The organism is Saccharopolyspora sp. NPDC049426 (genome assembly GCF_040676935.1).
Taxonomy (GTDB): domain Bacteria; phylum Actinomycetota; class Actinomycetes; order Mycobacteriales; family Pseudonocardiaceae; genus Saccharopolyspora.
Map to the genome: position 1 here is coordinate 77,171 of NZ_JBFAPZ010000014.1, position 15,788 is coordinate 92,958.

15 protein-coding genes are annotated in these 15,788 nt (G+C 70.6%); 10 read left to right on the forward strand and 5 right to left on the reverse strand.

Annotation, left to right across the window (positions count from 1 at the left end; genetic code table 11):
• The first annotated feature begins 1 nt into the window (after window position 1).
• Window positions 2-577 carry a TetR family transcriptional regulator gene (locus AB0J78_RS26920; RefSeq protein ID WP_363793693.1) on the forward strand — a complete coding sequence of 192 codons (576 nt, stop codon included), beginning with the start codon at window positions 2-4 and terminating at the stop codon, window positions 575-577.
• On the opposite strand, the gene ssuE is transcribed toward AB0J78_RS26920, so the two are convergent.
• Entirely contained in the window at window positions 574-1,134 is a 561-nt protein-coding gene (ssuE, locus tag AB0J78_RS26925; RefSeq protein WP_363793695.1) for an NADPH-dependent FMN reductase, read from the reverse strand. The genes AB0J78_RS26920 and ssuE overlap by 4 nt on opposite strands.
• 311 nt (window positions 1,135-1,445) lie before the next feature.
• Between ssuE and AB0J78_RS26930 the strand changes: the two genes are divergently transcribed.
• The 4 genes from AB0J78_RS26930 (at window position 1,446) to AB0J78_RS26945 (ending at window position 5,840) form a co-directional block, all read left to right on the forward strand.
• Window positions 1,446-2,696, forward strand: a complete 1,251-nt coding sequence (locus AB0J78_RS26930; protein ID WP_363793697.1) for an aspartate aminotransferase family protein — start codon at window positions 1,446-1,448, stop codon at window positions 2,694-2,696.
• A 375-nt stretch (window positions 2,697-3,071) separates the two neighbouring features.
• Window positions 3,072-3,581, forward strand: coding sequence for an ATP-binding protein (locus tag AB0J78_RS26935; protein WP_363793699.1), 510 nt, complete (start codon window positions 3,072-3,074; stop codon window positions 3,579-3,581).
• Between the two features lie 180 nt (window positions 3,582-3,761).
• Complete coding sequence (locus tag AB0J78_RS26940; protein ID WP_363793701.1) at window positions 3,762-5,582, forward strand: transketolase; 1,821 nt, start codon at window positions 3,762-3,764, stop codon at window positions 5,580-5,582.
• 57 nt (window positions 5,583-5,639) lie between these two features.
• Window positions 5,640-5,840, forward strand: coding sequence for a DUF2795 domain-containing protein (locus AB0J78_RS26945; protein WP_363793703.1), 201 nt, complete (start codon window positions 5,640-5,642; stop codon window positions 5,838-5,840).
• A gap of 4 nt (window positions 5,841-5,844) precedes the next feature.
• Here AB0J78_RS26945 and AB0J78_RS26950 read toward each other — a convergent pair whose 3' ends face one another.
• On the reverse strand, window positions 5,845-6,123 hold the full coding sequence (locus AB0J78_RS26950; RefSeq protein WP_363793705.1) for a DUF3040 domain-containing protein: 279 nt from the start codon (window positions 6,121-6,123) through the stop codon (window positions 5,845-5,847).
• Window positions 6,124-6,299: 176 nt separating this feature from the next.
• Complete coding sequence (locus tag AB0J78_RS26955) at window positions 6,300-7,316, reverse strand: MBL fold metallo-hydrolase (protein WP_363793707.1); 1,017 nt, start codon at window positions 7,314-7,316, stop codon at window positions 6,300-6,302.
• 201 nt (window positions 7,317-7,517) lie between these two features.
• Here AB0J78_RS26955 and AB0J78_RS26960 point away from each other — a divergent pair, with 201 nt between their 5' ends.
• From AB0J78_RS26960 to AB0J78_RS26980, 5 genes are all read left to right on the forward strand, one after another.
• Window positions 7,518-8,171 (forward strand): FadR/GntR family transcriptional regulator, encoded by a 654-nt coding sequence (locus AB0J78_RS26960; protein WP_363793709.1) that lies wholly within the window; start codon window positions 7,518-7,520, stop codon window positions 8,169-8,171.
• Between the two features lie 49 nt (window positions 8,172-8,220).
• On the forward strand, window positions 8,221-10,074 hold the full coding sequence (locus AB0J78_RS26965) for a CocE/NonD family hydrolase (RefSeq protein ID WP_363793711.1): 1,854 nt from the start codon (window positions 8,221-8,223) through the stop codon (window positions 10,072-10,074).
• Window positions 10,071-10,916: an arpA protein gene (locus AB0J78_RS26970; RefSeq protein ID WP_363793713.1), complete on the forward strand. Its 846-nt coding sequence runs from the start codon at window positions 10,071-10,073 to the stop codon at window positions 10,914-10,916. Before AB0J78_RS26965 ends, AB0J78_RS26970 begins: the two co-directional genes overlap by 4 nt.
• A gap of 103 nt (window positions 10,917-11,019) precedes the next feature.
• Window positions 11,020-12,783 carry a choline/carnitine O-acyltransferase gene (locus AB0J78_RS26975; protein WP_363793715.1) on the forward strand — a complete coding sequence of 588 codons (1,764 nt, stop codon included), beginning with the start codon at window positions 11,020-11,022 and terminating at the stop codon, window positions 12,781-12,783.
• Window positions 12,780-13,583, forward strand: a complete 804-nt coding sequence (locus AB0J78_RS26980) for a class I SAM-dependent methyltransferase (RefSeq protein ID WP_363793717.1) — start codon at window positions 12,780-12,782, stop codon at window positions 13,581-13,583. The genes AB0J78_RS26975 and AB0J78_RS26980 overlap by 4 nt, the downstream gene beginning before the upstream one ends.
• A gap of 122 nt (window positions 13,584-13,705) precedes the next feature.
• Here the strand turns inward: AB0J78_RS26980 and AB0J78_RS26985 are convergent, their stop codons facing one another.
• Complete coding sequence (locus AB0J78_RS26985; protein WP_363793883.1) at window positions 13,706-15,469, reverse strand: acetyl/propionyl/methylcrotonyl-CoA carboxylase subunit alpha; 1,764 nt, start codon at window positions 15,467-15,469, stop codon at window positions 13,706-13,708.
• A 70-nt stretch (window positions 15,470-15,539) separates the two neighbouring features.
• A complete protein-coding gene (locus tag AB0J78_RS26990; RefSeq protein WP_363793719.1) occupies window positions 15,540-15,779 on the reverse strand; it encodes an acyl-CoA carboxylase subunit epsilon in 240 nt (79 codons plus the stop codon).
• Between the last annotated feature and the right edge of the window lie 9 nt (window positions 15,780-15,788).

Consider the following 15,788-nt stretch of genomic DNA (forward strand, 5'->3'; position numbering starts at 1 on the left):
CATGCCCACCACGGGGTCGATCGAGGAGCAGCGCCGCGATGCGTGCGCCACGCGGGAAACCATCCTGAAGATGGCGAGGCGGCGCTTCTCCTCCTGCGGTTACGCCGACGTGACGTTGCGCGACATCGCCGCGGACGCCGACGTCAGCGCCGCGCTGGTGGTCAAGTACTTCGGCAGCAAGGAAGAGCTGTTCGCGCAGGCCTCGGGTTTCGAGCACGACGCCGAGCGGCTGCTGGACTGCGAGCTGCCGCACCTCGGCGAGCACCTGGTGCGCACGCTGCTGGACTACCACGATCGCACCCAGGGCGATCCTCTCGTGCGCGCGGTGTTCACCTCGTCGCGCCCGGCGGGCGGCCGCTTCCGCGACAACTTCGAGTCCCAGCTGGTCACCCGGCTCGCCGATCGGCTCGACGGGCCCCGGGCGCGACTGCGCGCCGAGCTGGTGTGCAGCCACCTGATGGGGCTCGGCGCCGCGCGCCTGGTGCTGCGCACCCAGGCGATCAGCGCCGAGCCCACCGAAGAGCTCGTGGCCCTCACAGCACCGCTGATCCAGCGGTGGATCGACGGTCCGCTCTAGGCCGAGCGCCCCAGCACCGTGGCGTGCGGGATGCCGTCGAGCGCCTTGCTGAACTGCTCGATGACGTCGGCCAGCGGCCCTGCGCTGTCGTCGTGCACGGCGAGCTCCTCATCGACCAGCGAGAGGTGCTTGTCGAGCAGGAAGAAGCTCTGCACCGCGTGCCGGGCGCCCAGCGAGTGGACCACCGGGCGCAGCGCGTAGTCGATGGCCAGCACGTGCGCGACGCTGCCGCCGGTGGCCAGCGGCAGCACGGCCTTGCCCGCGAAGCCGAACTGCGGCAGCAGGTCCAGGAACGACTTCAGCAGACCCGAGTAGGCGGCCTTGTAGGTGGGCGTGGCCAGCACGATGCCGTCGGCCGCCGCCACCTGCTCGACCGCCGAGGAGATGGCCGGGTCGGAGACGTCGGCGCTCAGCAGCGCCTCGGCGGGCAGGGTCCGAACCCGGAGGTGTTCGGTGGTGCGCCCAGCCGCGGCCAGCCGCTGCGCGATGTGCTCGCCGATCTTCTCCGTCTTCGAAGTGCGCGACGGGCTTCCGGAAATGACCAGGACGGTGGACACGAGCTGCTCCCTGAATCTGGTCCGCTGCGGACCGTTACCGGGTTCGGCCGGATGCGGCGTCACCCCTGACTTCGTGGTTTCGTCAGGAGCGACAGCCCTGAGCCGTCACGCGCCGCAAGTCGACGTGCATCCGCCTGCTGAGTCTCGGAGTGGTCACGGATCCCATCGTCTTGGCGGTGCGCTCGCGGTGTCAACGAACGGTCGCCTGATCTCATCTGGCGGACACCGGGAGCCGAACTCCCCGTTGCGCAGCTCTGGCCATCGAGGTGTCCGGAAGACGAAGCTGTCGGATGAACTACGAAGGAGGATTCATGTCATCAAGCCAGACCGCGCTGTGGCACCCGTTCGCGGACATGTTCGAGGTCAAGAGCAGCAGCTTCTGCGTCACCAAGGCCGAGGGAGTCTGGATCTACGACGACTCCGGACGCCGCTACCTCGACGGCACCGCGAGCCTCTGGTACGCCAACGTCGGGCACGGCCGCACCGAGATCGCCGAGGCCGCCGCCGCGCAGATGCGGGAGCTGGAGTCCTACTTCGTCTTCAACGACTACACCAACCCGCCCGCCGAGGCGCTGGCCACGCGGCTGTCCGAACTCGCCCCGATGCCGGGCGCCAAGATCTTCCTGACCACCGGTGGCGGTGAGGCCATCGACACCGCCGCGAAGCTCGCGCGGCAGTACTGGGCGCAGCGCGGGCAGCCGCAGCGCACCCACATCCTCAGCCGGGGCAACGCCTACCACGGCACCAACGGCCTGGGCACCAGCATCGGCGGCATCGAGGCCAACCAGACCGGGTTCGGTCAGCTGGTTCCAGAGACCGGCCGCGTCGCGCACGACGACGCCGAAGGCCTGCGCGAGGCCATCGAGCGCATCGGCGCCGAGAAGATCGCGGCGTTCTTCGCCGAGCCGGTGATGGGCGCGGGCGGTCTCTACCCGCCGGAACCGGGCTACCTGGAGGCCATCGCCAAGATCTGCGCCGAGCACGGGATCCTCTTCGTCGCCGACTCGGTGATCTGCGGCTTCGGCCGGGTGGGCACCTGGTTCGGCGTCGAGCGCTGGGGCCTGCAGCCCGACATGATCACCTTCGCCAAGGGCGTGACCAGTGGTTACCTGCCGCTGGGCGGTGTGGTCGTGGCCGAGCACGTCGCCGAGCCGTTCTGGGAGGAGCCGGGCCGGGTGTTCCGCCACGGCGCCACCTACTCGGGCCACCCCACGGTCGCGGCAGCGGCCATGGCCAACCTCGACATCCTGGAGCGCGAGAAGCTGATCTCGCGCTCCGACGAGCTGGAGCAGCCGCTGCACGAGGCGCTCAGCAGCGTCGCCGACCACCCGGCGGTCGCCGAGGTTCGCGGTGGTGTCGGCCTGCTCGGAGCCGTCGAGCTCACCGCGGAGGCGCTGCAGGCGGGCGGTCTGCCCAAGCTGCAGAAGAAGATCCGGGAGCTCGGTGTGATCGTCCGCCCGCTGGGCAAGGCCCTGGCCGTCTCGCCGCCGCTGATCATCACCGAGGACGAGATCGGCCTCATCGGCAAGGCGTTCGCGGAGGGCCTCGACGCCCTGGCCTGACGCGCGGGTGTCGTCGGAGCGGCCTCGACACGCGCGGCCGCTCCGACACGCGCGGCGCCCGATCGCCGTTCATCCCCTCGGTTATTACAGAGGCCATCCGTCCGGTACTTCCCCGTTGTGGAACCGATACGTCCGGAGGTGGTCCCGACCTGCTTTCGTCACGTACGTTTTTCACCAGATCGTGCGTCGTCGCAGATGGAGAAGGCTGTCGACGGCGGTTGCGATGTTCGCGGCGGCCCGCCGATCCCGGGCCGATCGGTGAACGGCAAGGCCGAAAGCAAAAGGGGCCCCTGCGCACAAGCCACCCAGTAGAGTTGGCAAAATACGGCTTCCGGGTGATCGACGCAGTGGGGGCGGACGGAGGAACTCAACCAGGTGAACACTCAGACCGCACAAGTCGACGACCTTCGACTGATCGCGCTTCCGAGCGCGGTGAACTGCACCGAGATGTTCGTGCGGTTCTCCCTGGCCGAGTGGTCTCTGCGCGAGATGACCGACATCGCCACGCAGCTCACCGGCGCCCTGGTGACGGCGGCCGTGGACGCCGCCGACCAGAAGAACCCCGGTTTCATCACCGTCCGCTTGCGCTTGAGCGGTGAGAGCCTCGTCGCCGAGGTCCAGGACGAGCAGGCCACGGTTCCCCCGCAGCTCGCGCCCGGTTTCGCCGAAGGCCGCTGCGGTGCGACCGCGCTGCGCACCGGCGGCACCCTGGTGTGGTGCGAGATGCCGCTGCCCAGCGGCGTGAAGGCCGATTCCGTCCCGCTCCCCCGCCGCTCCCGCAAGAAGAACGCGATGGCACCGCAGAACACCGAGGAGACCGCCGAGGTCGACCCCGAGGTCATCAAGCGCCTGCTGTCCGGGCTGAGCAACGGCGGCTTGGACTGAGAACCGCCGAGCGGTCACCCTGCTCGGCGGTGCGGTAGCGGAAACCTCGCGGGGGACGGTGTGCCGGCTGAGACGCACGCCTGAAACGACGGCTCCGCCGCGCTCCTGAACCGGCTCCGGCGCGAGCAGGGTGACCTGGGCCTTGTTTCGCACGGCCGCACCCCGGGCACCTTCCGGGGCATGGACCAGGCAATGTTCCGCTCCGAACTGGCGCAGCAGCTGCGGGTGGACTCGGTTCGGGCCAGCACGGCCGCCGGTTCCGGGCACCCCACCTCGTCGATGTCGGCGGCCGACCTGCTGGCGGTGCTGCTCGACGGACACCTGCGGCTGGATTTCGACCGTCCGGACAACCCGGCGAACGACCACCTGATCTTCTCCAAGGGCCACGCCTCGCCGCTGCAGTACGCCGCGTTCAAAGCGGTCGGCGCCATCGAGGACGACGAGCTGCTGACCTTCCGCAAGTTCGGCAGCCGGCTCGAAGGCCACCCGACCCCGGTCCTGCCGTGGGTGGACGTGGCGACCGGCTCGCTGGGCCAGGGCCTGCCCATCGGGGTGGGCCTGGCGCTGGCCGGCAAGCGGCTGGACCGGCTGCCCTACCGGGTGTGGGTGCTCTGCGGTGACAGCGAGATGGCCGAGGGCTCGGTGTGGGAAGCCCTGGAACACGCCGGGCACGAGCAGCTCGACAACCTCACCGCGCTCATCGACGTCAACCGCCTCGGCCAGACCGGACCCACCATGCACGGCTGGGACCTGTCCTCCTACTCCGCCCGAGCGCAGGCGGCGGGTTGGCGCACCATCGAGATCGACGGGCACGACCTCGACGAGATCGAATCAGCGCTGACCCAGGCCGAGGACGGCGACGGCCGCCCGGTCGCGATCCTGGCCGCCACCCAGAAGGGCAAGGGGGTCGCCGAGGTCGCCGACAAGCCCGGTTTCCACGGCAAACCGCTGGCGCACGCCGAGGAGTCGATCGCCGAGCTCGGAGGTCTGCGCGACCTGAGGGTCACACCCGCCAAGCCCGACGCCGACGCCAAGCCGCACGTGTTCGACACCGGAAGCGGCGGACTGCCCGCCTACGAGCAGGGCACCGAGCTGGCCACCCGCAAGGCCTACGGGCAGGCGCTGGCGGCGCTGGGCGACCGGCGCGGGGACGTGGTGGCGCTGGACGGCGAGGTGTCGAACTCGACCTTCGCGGAGCTCTTCCGCGATGCCCACCCGGACCGCTACTTCGAGATGTACATCGCCGAGCAGCAGCTGATCGCCGCAGCGGTGGGCATGCAGGTGCGCGGTTGGTGCGCTTTCGCCTCGACCTTCGCGGCGTTCCTCTCCCGCGCCTACGACTTCGTCCGGATGGCCGCGGTGAGCCGGGCCGATCTGCGGCTGATGGGTTCGCACGCCGGCGTGGCGATCGGCGAGGACGGCCCGTCGCAGATGGCGCTGGAGGACTTGGCCGCGTTCCGCGCGGTGCACGGCAGCACGGTGCTCTACCCGTGCGACGCCAACCAGACCGTGCAGCTGGTGACGGCGATGGCGGATCTGCCCGGCATCAGCTACCTGCGCACCAGCCGCGGCGCGATGCCGGTGATCTACCCGCCCGGCGAGCAGTTCCCGATCGGCGGCTCCAAGGTGCTCCGCGACGGCAACGACGTGACGTTGGTCGGCGCCGGGGTCACGCTGCACGAGGCGGTCAAGGCCGCGGACGTCCTGGCGCACGAGGGAATCGAGGCCCGGGTCATCGACCTGTACTCGGTCAAACCCGTCGACTCCGGCACGCTGCGGCGCGCCGCGACCGAGACGGCGGGGCTGGTCATCGCCGAGGACCACTGGCCCGAAGGCGGTCTCGGCGAAGCGGTGCTCAGCGCGCTGACCGACCACCCCGCGCAGGTGCGCACGCTCGCCGTGCACGAGATGCCCGGTTCAGGTCAGCCCGCGGAGCTGCTCGGCCAGGCCCGCATCGACGCCACGGCCATCGCCGAGAAGGCCCGCGAACTGGCGTCCTGAGGTTTCCGCGCGTTCGGCCCGGGTAAGCGGTGGGCGAACTGCTTGAACGGAGGAATCATGGTTCTGGCCGATCGCGCGGAGATGCTGCAGGTGCTCTGCCACGTCCGGTTCCCGGCGACCAAGCGGGAGATCGTGCAGCAGTGCGCGGAGCTCGGGGCCGGTCCTGAGCAGATGGACCGCCTCGACGAGCTGCCCGAGGGCACCTTCGTCGAGGCCGACACGGTGCTGCAGGCCCTGCCGCACCCGATGCACGACTGACGAGTCACGTCTCCTGGTGCCGGCGGCCGGTGAAGCACGCCGCGATCGCGCCGGCGGCCGTGATCATGCCCAGCGCGGCCGAGGTCCACACCAGGCCGCTGGCCAGGGACAGCAGCGACAGCATCGCGGTCAGCGTGAGCGCGGTGAACACCAGGACGCGGCGCATCACGCCCCAACTCCGCTCACCTTCGAACCGCTCGAACTTCTCCGCGAGCTGAGGGTCTGCGGACTCCAGCGCCGCTTCGATCTCCGCGAGCATGTCCCGCTCGTGCTTGCTCAACATGACGAGCTCCTAGTGACGTCCCCTTTGACCCCAACGAGGTACTCGCTCCTCAACTGCCGCACGCGGCCCGTGGAGCTCATCCAGGCTCGCACGCGATCGCCTGCCGCCCCTACTCTGCAGTCGGGTGATTTCGGCCCGCCGATGACCGCCCGGTGATCACGCTCCGTCGCCGAAGACTACGAGTAGTGCAGAACTCCTTCGACGCGCTGCGCGCCGAGCTCGTCCTGCAGCACCAGGACGTCCAGGTGCGCGGCGGTTTCCAGCACCGCCATCATCTGGTTGAACACGTCGAGGTCGTCGAAGGCGCGCTCGCGACGGGTCCAGGTCAGCGCCCGAGCGGCCTCGTAGGCCGTGCTCGCTCCGGCCGCGACGACCGCGGCGGTGGCCACCAGCCGAGCGTCGTGGTGGGCCAGCAGCTCGTCGACCCGGTCGTGGACGCTGTCGGTGACGGGACCGTGGGCGGGCAGCAGTCGCATGTCCGGCAGGCCGCGCACCAGCCGCAACGAGGCCAGGTAGTCCCGCAGCGGGCTCGCGGTGGGCGCCTGCTCGAAGCCGATGGACGGGGTGATGTGCGGCAGCACGTGATCACCGGCGAACATCAGCCCCGCCTGCTCCTCCAGGAACACCAGGTGGCCGCGGGTGTGCCCGGGCGTGGGCAGCGCGCGCAGCTGCCGGTCGGTCAGTCCGAGGTCGGTGGCGGCGTTGATCCACGTGTCGGGCTTCTCCCAGACGTGGTTGCGCGGCTCATCGGAGCGCAGGCCCAGCAGCGCGTCGCGGACCGGTTTGGCGCCGTGCTCGGCCAGCAGTTCCAGCTGGCTGTCCATGGACCGGTGGTCCGGGGACATCAGCCGGTCGACGGTGTGCCGCTCCCCCTCGCCGAGCATCACCTCGGAGCCGAACTCGCGGCGCAGGGTGAGCGCCTGCGTGTAGTGGTCGCGGTGCGCGTGGGTGACCAGGAAGCGGGTGATGTCGCCCGCGCCGGCGCCGATCCGGGCGAGGGCGGCGTCGAGCTGCTGGCGGGACTCCTCCAGGGCCCAGCCGCCGTCGACGAGGGTCAGCGAGTCACCGTCAGCGATGGCGTAGACGTTGACCGCGCGGAGGCCGTCGTTGGGCAGCGGCAGCGGGATCCGGTGCACGCCCGGAGCCACTTCGAACGCCCCCGGCTCCATCCACTCGTACCGCGACTCATCCATGCGACACCTCCAGAGACCCGATCTACCAGCTCTACCACACATACCAACCGGTTGGTGTGTGGCAACGCTCACTGGTGCAGTACACTCCCCGGATCCGGATCACCCGCGCGTCCACTGTGGACACGGGAGCGGACCTTGACCTTGTCGGCGCGAGAACCGCGGGTTCTCGCGGTGTGCAGATCGCGAACGGGCGGAGACCGCGTGTCGTTGCCGGAAGAGCTGTCCGAACAGCTTCTCGGGTCGATCATCGATGGGACCTACCCGCCCGGCGCCTGCTTGCCCTCCGAACCCGAGCTCGCCGAGCTGTTCTCGATCAGCCGGTTGACCGTGCGCGAGGCCGTCAAGGCGCTGCGGGTGCAGAACGTCGTGCGCATCGAACGCGGACGCGGCACCTACGTCAATCCACCGGCCGAGTGGACCTCGCTTCACCCGATGATCCGCGCCGCGACCTCCCCCGGTGCCGATCCCGAGGTCGTCGCCGGAATCCACGAAGCGCGGCGGATGCTGGAGTCCGGGATCGCCGAGCTCGCCGCGATCAAGCGCACCGACGCCGATCTGCGGCGCCTGCGCGAGCAGCTGCGGAACATGCGCGAGGCCGGCACCCCCGAAGCGCGCGCCAACGCCCACATCGCGTTCCACCAGGCGATCGTGCGCGCCACCGGCAACGCCTTCGTCCCGCTGCTCTTCGAACCGTTCATGCGGGTGCTGTCCGAGCTGCCGGTGGAGGCAGACCGCGGGGCGGTCGCCCGCCACGAGCGGCTGCTCGCCGCGATCGAAGCCGGTGACCCGACCGAGGCGCGCCGAGTCATGGCCGCTCACCTGCGTTCTCAGCAGAATCGCCCGCGAACCGCGTAACCTCGGCTGCGCATGATCGTTGATCTCCCGGAATTCCCGGGAGGTCTGAATGCGTCGCTCATTGCTGGCCCTGCTCCTCGCGCTGTTGACCGGGCTCGCCGGTCTCACCGCGGCCCACGCCGCACCGACGTCCGGATGGACGGCCCGAGCCGAGGACCACCCGAGCTCGGTGACCGAGACCGACGTCGAGGTCCCGATGTCCGACGGCACCGTCCTGCGCGCCGACGTGCGGCGCCCGGCAGACGCCGAGGGCAACCCGGTCGAAGGCCGGTTCCCCGTGCTGCTGACCATCACCGCCTACAACAAGTCGGCCATCAGCGGCCCTGGCGCCGCGGCGATCGGCGGTGAGCCGGACTTCTTCGTCAAGCGCGGCTACGTGCACGTCACGGTCGACGCGCGCGGCACCGGCTCCTCCGGGGGCGACTGGCAGGCGTTCAGCGCGCGGGAGAACACCGACTCCGGCGAGATCGTGAACTGGGCGGCTTCACCGGAACGGCCGTGGAGCAACGGCTCGGTCGGCATGCACGGCGCCTCGTACATGGGCATCAGCCAGCTGTTCGCGGCGGGCAACCGGCCACCTGGGCTCAAGGCGATCTTCCCGCAGGTCCCGGCGGTGGACACCTACCGCGACGTGGTCGCCTCCGGCGGTGCGCTGGACGTCGGCTTCATCCCGCTGTGGATGGGCCTGGTCACCGGAACCGGGCTGATCCCACCGGATTACGGCCCCGCCGAGCCGGACAACGCGCTGCAGATGTACCTCGACCGCGTCCAGGGCACCACGAGCTTCACCGCGCCGACGCTGCTGGAGGCCACCCTCGGACTCAACGCCGCCTTCGACGGCCCCTTCTACGCCGAGCGCTCCCCCGCGAGCGTCCTCGACCGCATCGACGTCCCCACCTTCCTGGTCGGCGGCGAGTACGACCTGTTCCAGCGCGGCACGCCGATGGTGTTCGACCACCTGCGGCAGCGCGGCGTCCCGGTGAAGATGATCTTCGGCCCGTGGGACCACCTGCAGGGCAGCGGGGACGGCGTCGCCGAGGCCGGGTACGGCACGCTGCAGGAGCTCCAGCTGCGCTGGTTCGACCACCACGTGCGCGGACAGGCCGATCCGTCGCTGGACACCGACATCCCGCCGCTGACCTACCACGAGATCGGCTCCGGGCAGTGGTTCAAGACCGACGAGTGGATCGGCGAGCAGCGGGCCCGCAGCTTCCAGCTCTCCGGCACCTCGCTGCCCGGACTGCCCGGCGGGCTCGTCGATTCCGACCCGCAACCGGGCCGGAGCACCGTCGCACCGCTGCCGGTCTCCGGGTTGTGCACGCGCTCGACCAACCAGTGGACCGCGGGAATGCCCAACGCCATCGGCATCGCCCAGCTGTGCCACGACAACCGGTGGAACGACCTCTCCGGCGCGGTCTTCGAGACCGAACCGATGACCGAGGCGATGCGGATGCGCGGGCCGATCAACGCCCACCTCCACGCCTCCACGCCCACCGGCAACGGGATGCTGTCGGTGTCGGTGTCCTCGGTGGCACCCGACGGAACGGTCGACCGGCTCACCGGGGGTTGGCAGGTGCTCTCGCACCGGGCCCTGGACGAGTCCCGCTCGCGCTACCTCGACGGCGAGCTGATCCAGCCGTTCCACCCGTTCACCAAGGAAGCGCAGCGCACGATGGAACCCGACGAGGTCGAGCCGGTCGACGTCGAGGTGTTCCCGACCGGCGCGGTCATCCCGCCCGGCCACAAGCTGCGGATCTCGGTGCAGGCGTTCGACGTTCCGCACCTGCTGCCCACGGTGCGCGACCTCCCCGCCGCGCTGTCGCCCGTTGCCATCCACAACTCCCCGGAGCATCCTTCGAAGATCACGCTGCCCGTCATCCCGGCCACGGAGGGAACCCGATGACCGTTGCGGTCACCGACATCGTCGACACCGCCCGCTACCCGCTCCACGATCCAGGCGGCCCCGGCTGGGCCCGAGCGGTGGAGTCCGTGCGCTCGGAACTGCGCGAATCCGGGTGCAGCGTGCTGCGCGACTTCGTGGCCGCCGAGCACCGGGAGGCGCTGCGCACCGAGTGCGCGAGCATCGCCGATCGCGCCTACTACGAAGAGCAGACCGTCAACGTCTACAACACCGCGCCCGACGACGCGCTGCCCGAATGGCACCCGGCGAGGCGGACCACGTTGCGCGGCAACGCCTTCGTGGCGCGCGAGGAAATCCCGGCCGAGCACCTCATCCACCGGCTCTACACCGACGAGCTGTTCCAGCGCTTCCTCGCCGACTGCCTGGAACGGCCCCGGATCCACCCGCTGGAGGACCCGCTGGCCGGACTCGTGGTCAACATCGTCAACCCCGGCAAAGAGCACCCGTGGCACTTCGACACCAACGAGTTCGCGGTCAGCATGCTCACCCAGCAGCCCCGGTCCGGCGGGGTGTTCGAGTACTGCCCGCACATCCGCTCGGCCGAGTCGGAGAACTTCGCCGACGTCGCCGAAGTGATCACCGGCGGCGGGCGGGACCGGGTGCGCGAACTCCCGCTGCGACCGGGTGACCTGCAGCTGTTCCACGGCCGGTACGCGTTGCACCGGGTCAACGCCGTCGCAGGGGAAGTGGCCCGGCATTCGGCGATCTTCGCCTACAGTGATCGTCCAGGGGTGGTGGGATCCGCGGAACGCACCCGGCAGCTGTTCGGCCGGGTGACCGCGGCTCACGGGACCACCGCCCGCACCGACGACCTGCTCGACTGAGGCGTTCGTCGAAGCCCCGGCGGTGCGAGCCGCCCGGGGCTCACCAGGACGAGGGAGTGGCTCCGCCACTTCGAAACAGGACCTAGAGACGATCGAGGTTGCTTTGCGCACCAGCACTTTCGGCAACGAGGACGCGCTCCCCCGGGTTCCGCTGCCCACGCTCGAGGACAGCGGTGCCCGGTTCCTGCAGTGGTGCGCGCCGCTGCTGAGCGAGGACGAGCTGTCCGCCACCCGGCAGGCCGTCGAGGAGTTCCTCGACTCCGCCGCGGCCAAGGAGCTGCACGCCTCCCTGACGGCCTACGCGGGCCAGGACGACGTGCACAGCTGGCTGGACGAGTTCTGGCGCGACCGCTACCTGGGCCGCCGGGACCGGATCGCGCTCAACGCGAACTTCTTCTTCCTGTTCAACGACACCGACGACGACCAGATCGGCCGCGCCGTGCGGCTCATCGCGGCGTCGGTCGACCACAAGCTGGCGCTGGACACCGAGTCGGTTCCTCCGACGGCGCGGCGCGGACAGCCGCTGTCGATGCAGCAGCACCGCTACCTGTTCTCCACCACCCGCATCCCCCGCGCCGAACGCGACGGGGTGCGGGCGCCCAACACGCCCGAGCAGCCCGGGCCCAGCCAGGCCCGGCACATCGTGGTGTTCTTCCGCGGCAACACCTTCCGCCTCGACGTGATCGGGCAGGACGGCGTCCCGCACACCCTCGACGAGCTCGCCGAAGCGCTGCGCCAGGTCATCGCCACCACCGACCGCGGACCCGGTGTCGGTGCGCTGACCAGCCACGACCGGGCTCGCTGGGCGGCCAACCGGGAGGCGCTGCTGGTCGACAACACCGGCTCGGTGGACGTGATCGAGACGGCGCTGTTCTGCCTGGCGCTGGAGCACGAGCTGCCCGCCGACACCGACGGCAAGTGCAAGCAGCTGCTGGCCGGAGACCCGACCGACCGCTGGTTCGACAAGGGCGTCACGCTCATCGTGTTCCCCGACGGCTCGGCGGGCATCAACGGCGAGCACTGCCTGCTGGACGGCACCACCATCGTCGAGTTCGTCGACTCGCTGATGGCGGGCACCGCCGAATCGCACTCGCAGGCCTCGGGGGCGGCACCGCAGGGCGCGCCGGAACCCCGGGTGCTGGAATTCCGCCTCTCGCCCGAGCTCTCCGGCGAGGTCGAGGCGGCGGCCAAGGACTACCTGGCCTACGCCGACGCCACCGCGACCCGCACCGTGCGCTTCGACGACTTCGGCTCGGAGCGCTCCAAGGAGCTCGGGGTCTCGCCGGACGCGTTCGTGCAGATGGCCTTCCAGCTGGCGCACCGGCGTTCCAAGGGCTTCACCGGGGCGACCTACGAGTCCATCGCGACCCGCCACTTCCACCACGGCCGCACCGAGGCGATGCGGGTGGTGACCCCGGAGATCCTCGAATTCGTCGCCGCGATGGAGGATCCCGACGCCGACCGCTCCGCCCGCGAGCAGGCGTTCCGGCGCGCGGCCGACGCGCACGTCACGCGCGCCAAGGAGTGCCAGGCCGGGGACGCCCCCGAGCAGCACCTGTGGGAGCTGCAGCTGATCGCCGGCCGCCGGGGACAGGACTTCGCCCCCGCGCTGTACTCCTCGCCCGGCTGGCAGAAGATGCGCGACGACTACCTGAGCACCAGCGCCGCGCCGTCGGTGAACATCCAGTACTTCGGCTTCGGCGCCACCAGCGAGCACTGCATCGGAGTCGCCTACGTGCTGCTGCCGCAGAGCTTCAACGTGCACCTGAGCACGCCGCGCACGGTCGGCGAGCAGATGACCGCCTTCGCCGACCAGCTCGCCCGCGCGATCGACGAGCTCACCGACCTCGTCGGCTCCGGATCATGAGCCTGACCGGAGAGCGCAAGGCCGACTTCAGCGATATCTACGCCCAGCCGGATCCCCGGGCGTACGTCTCGACGCTGGAGCGGTTCGAGTACCAGATCCCGCAGCGCGCCACCCCGATCTTCCGCGAGGTGATCGGGGCGGCGCGCCCCGGGCGCGTCCTGGACGTCTGCTGCTCCTACGGCATCAACTCGGCGCTGCTGAAGTCCGCTCAGGACCCGCGCGAGGTCCTCGACCGCTACACCGCTCCGTCGGTGGCTCGGTGGTCGGCCGCCGAACTGGCCGCCGCCGACCGGGAGGAGTTCACCGGTGACCTCGACGTCGTCGGCTTGGACCTGTCGGAACCGGCGATCGCCTACGGCCGCGAAGCGGGCCTGCTGACCGACGGGTGGGCCGAGAACCTTGAAACGACCGATCCCTCGCCCGAACTCGTCAAGGGGGTCGCCGACACCGGCCTGATCATCTCCACCGGGGGCGTCGGCTACGTCGGCCTGCCGACCTTCGAACGGCTCCTCGGTGCGATCGACCGGCCGCACGAGTTGTGGCTGGCGATCTTCGTGCTGCGCGTCTTCGACTACTCCGACATCGCCGGGCTCCTGGCCGATCACGACCTGGTCACCGAGCGATTACCCGGAACCTTCCCGCAACGCCGCTTCGCCGACACCACCGAGCAGCAGGCGGCCGTCCACGACGTCGAACGCCGAGGCCTCGACCCCGAAGGCCTCGAAGCAGCCGGCTGGTACCACGCCCACTGCTACCTCACACGTCCCCGCAACGCCGAAGCCCCACGCACCTCCACCTGAACCCGCCCCTGCTCAACCCCGTCGAGGGCCCCACCTTTTCGAATTTCGCGCGAAATTCGAAGGGGTGGAACGTGTTGTCGGCCCCGGGGGTGGTTGCTCGGGGCCGACGACGCGTTTCCGGGTTACTTGATCTCGCAGATGGTGACGCCCTGGGTGACGGAGTCGCCGGGCTTGGCCGTGAGGCCGGTGACCGTGCCCGACTTGTGCGCGGTGACCGGGTTCTCCATCTTCATGGCCTCCAGGACCGCGATCTGGTCGCCCTCGGCGACCTCCTGACCGTCCTCAACCGCCACCTTCACGATGGTGCCCTGCATCGGCGCCGCGACCGCGTCGCCGGACGCCGCACCGCCGGCCTTGCCGGCGGCCCGCTTGCGCGGCTTGGCCTTCGCCGCCGGGGCCGCCGAGGTCGCCGCGAACGCGGCGGGCAGCGAGACCTCCAGGCGACGGCCGCCGACCTCGACGAGGATCGTCTGCCGCTCCTCGGACTCCTCGCCGGCTTCAGCGGCACCCGTGTGGGGCTCGATGGTGTTGTCGAACTCGGTCTCGATCCACCGGGTGTGCACGGTGAAGCCGTCGGTGCCGACGAACGCCGGGTCGCGCACGATCGCGCGGTGGAACGGCAGGACCGTGGCCATGCCCTCCACCTGCATCTCGTCGAGGACGCGACGAGCGCGCTGCAGCGCCTGCTGCCGGTCGGCGCCGGTGACGATGACCTTGGCCAGCAGCGAGTCGAACTGGCCGCCGATGACGCTGCCGGTCTCCACCCCCGCGTCCACGCGGACGCCCGGTCCCTGCGGGGCGACGAACTTGGTCACGGTGCCCGGCGCGGGCAGGAAGTTGCGGCCGGCGTCCTCGCCGTTGATCCGGAACTCGATGGAGTGGCCGCGCGGTTCCGGGTCGGCGCCGAGGTGCAGCTTCTCGCCGGAGGCGATGCGGAACTGCTCGCGGACCAGGTCGATGCCGGTGGTCTCCTCGGAGACCGGGTGCTCGACCTGCAGCCGGGTGTTGACCTCCAGGAACGAGATCGTGCCGTCCTGGCCGACGAGGAACTCCACGGTACCGGCGCCGTAGTAGCCGGCCTCGGAGCAGATCGCCCGCGCGGCCTCGTGGATCCGGCTGTGCTGGTCCTCGGTCAGGAACGGCGCCGGGGCCTCCTCGACGAGCTTCTGGTGGCGGCGCTGCAGCGAGCAGTCGCGGGTTCCCACCACGACGACGTTGCCGTGCTGGTCGGCGACCACCTGCGCCTCGACGTGACGCGGGCGGTCCAGGTAGCGCTCGACGAAGCACTCACCGCGCCCGAAGGCGCTCTCGGCCTCGCGGACCGCGGAGGCGAACAGCTCCGGGATCTCCTCGATGGTGCGCGCGACCTTCAGGCCGCGACCGCCACCGCCGAAGGCGGCCTTGATGGCCACCGGCAGCCCGTGCTCCTGGGCGAAGGCCACGACGTCGTCGGCGCCCGGGACCGGGTCCTTGGTGCCGGGCACCAGCGGCGCCCCGGCGCGGGTGGCGATGTGCCGAGCCGTCACCTTGTCGCCGAGGTCGCGGATGGCCTGCGGCGACGGGCCGATCCAGATCAGGCCGGCGTCGAGCACGGCCTGGGCGAAGTCGGCGTTCTCCGACAGGAACCCGTAGCCGGGGTGCACCGCGTCGGCGCCGGAGCGCTTGGCGGCGTCGATGATCTTGTCGATGTTCAGGTAGGACTCGCCGGGCGTGGAACCGCCCAGGGCGAAGGCCTCGTCGGCCAGCCGCACGTGCTGCGCGTCGGCGTCCGGCTCGGCGTAGACCGCGACGGAGGCGATGGCCTCGTCCTGGCAGGCGCGGATGACCCGCACCGCGATCTCACCGCGGTTGGCGATCAGGACCTTGCTGATCGGCGTCACGTCCACAGTGGTCAACTCCTCATGTACCCGGCGCGACGCCGGAGCAGGCGGAAAACGTCAAGTCTGGAAACGAGGTTCAGCCCGGCAGGGCCGAGGCCCGCCACCCGTGCGGTCCCGGCCGGAGCGGGCGGCGGCCCGCCGGGTGGCGCACCGCCGCGACCGGGTCACCCCACAACGACATGGGCTCGGGCGTGTCCTCGGGAGTCCGGGCGGCGGCCGCGCCGGCCAGCGCCGCGGCCACGGCGGCGATCTCGACGTCGTCGGGATCGCCGCGCACGATGCGCAGCACCGGCCGCTGCGGGGATTGCTCGCTCATCGGATAGCT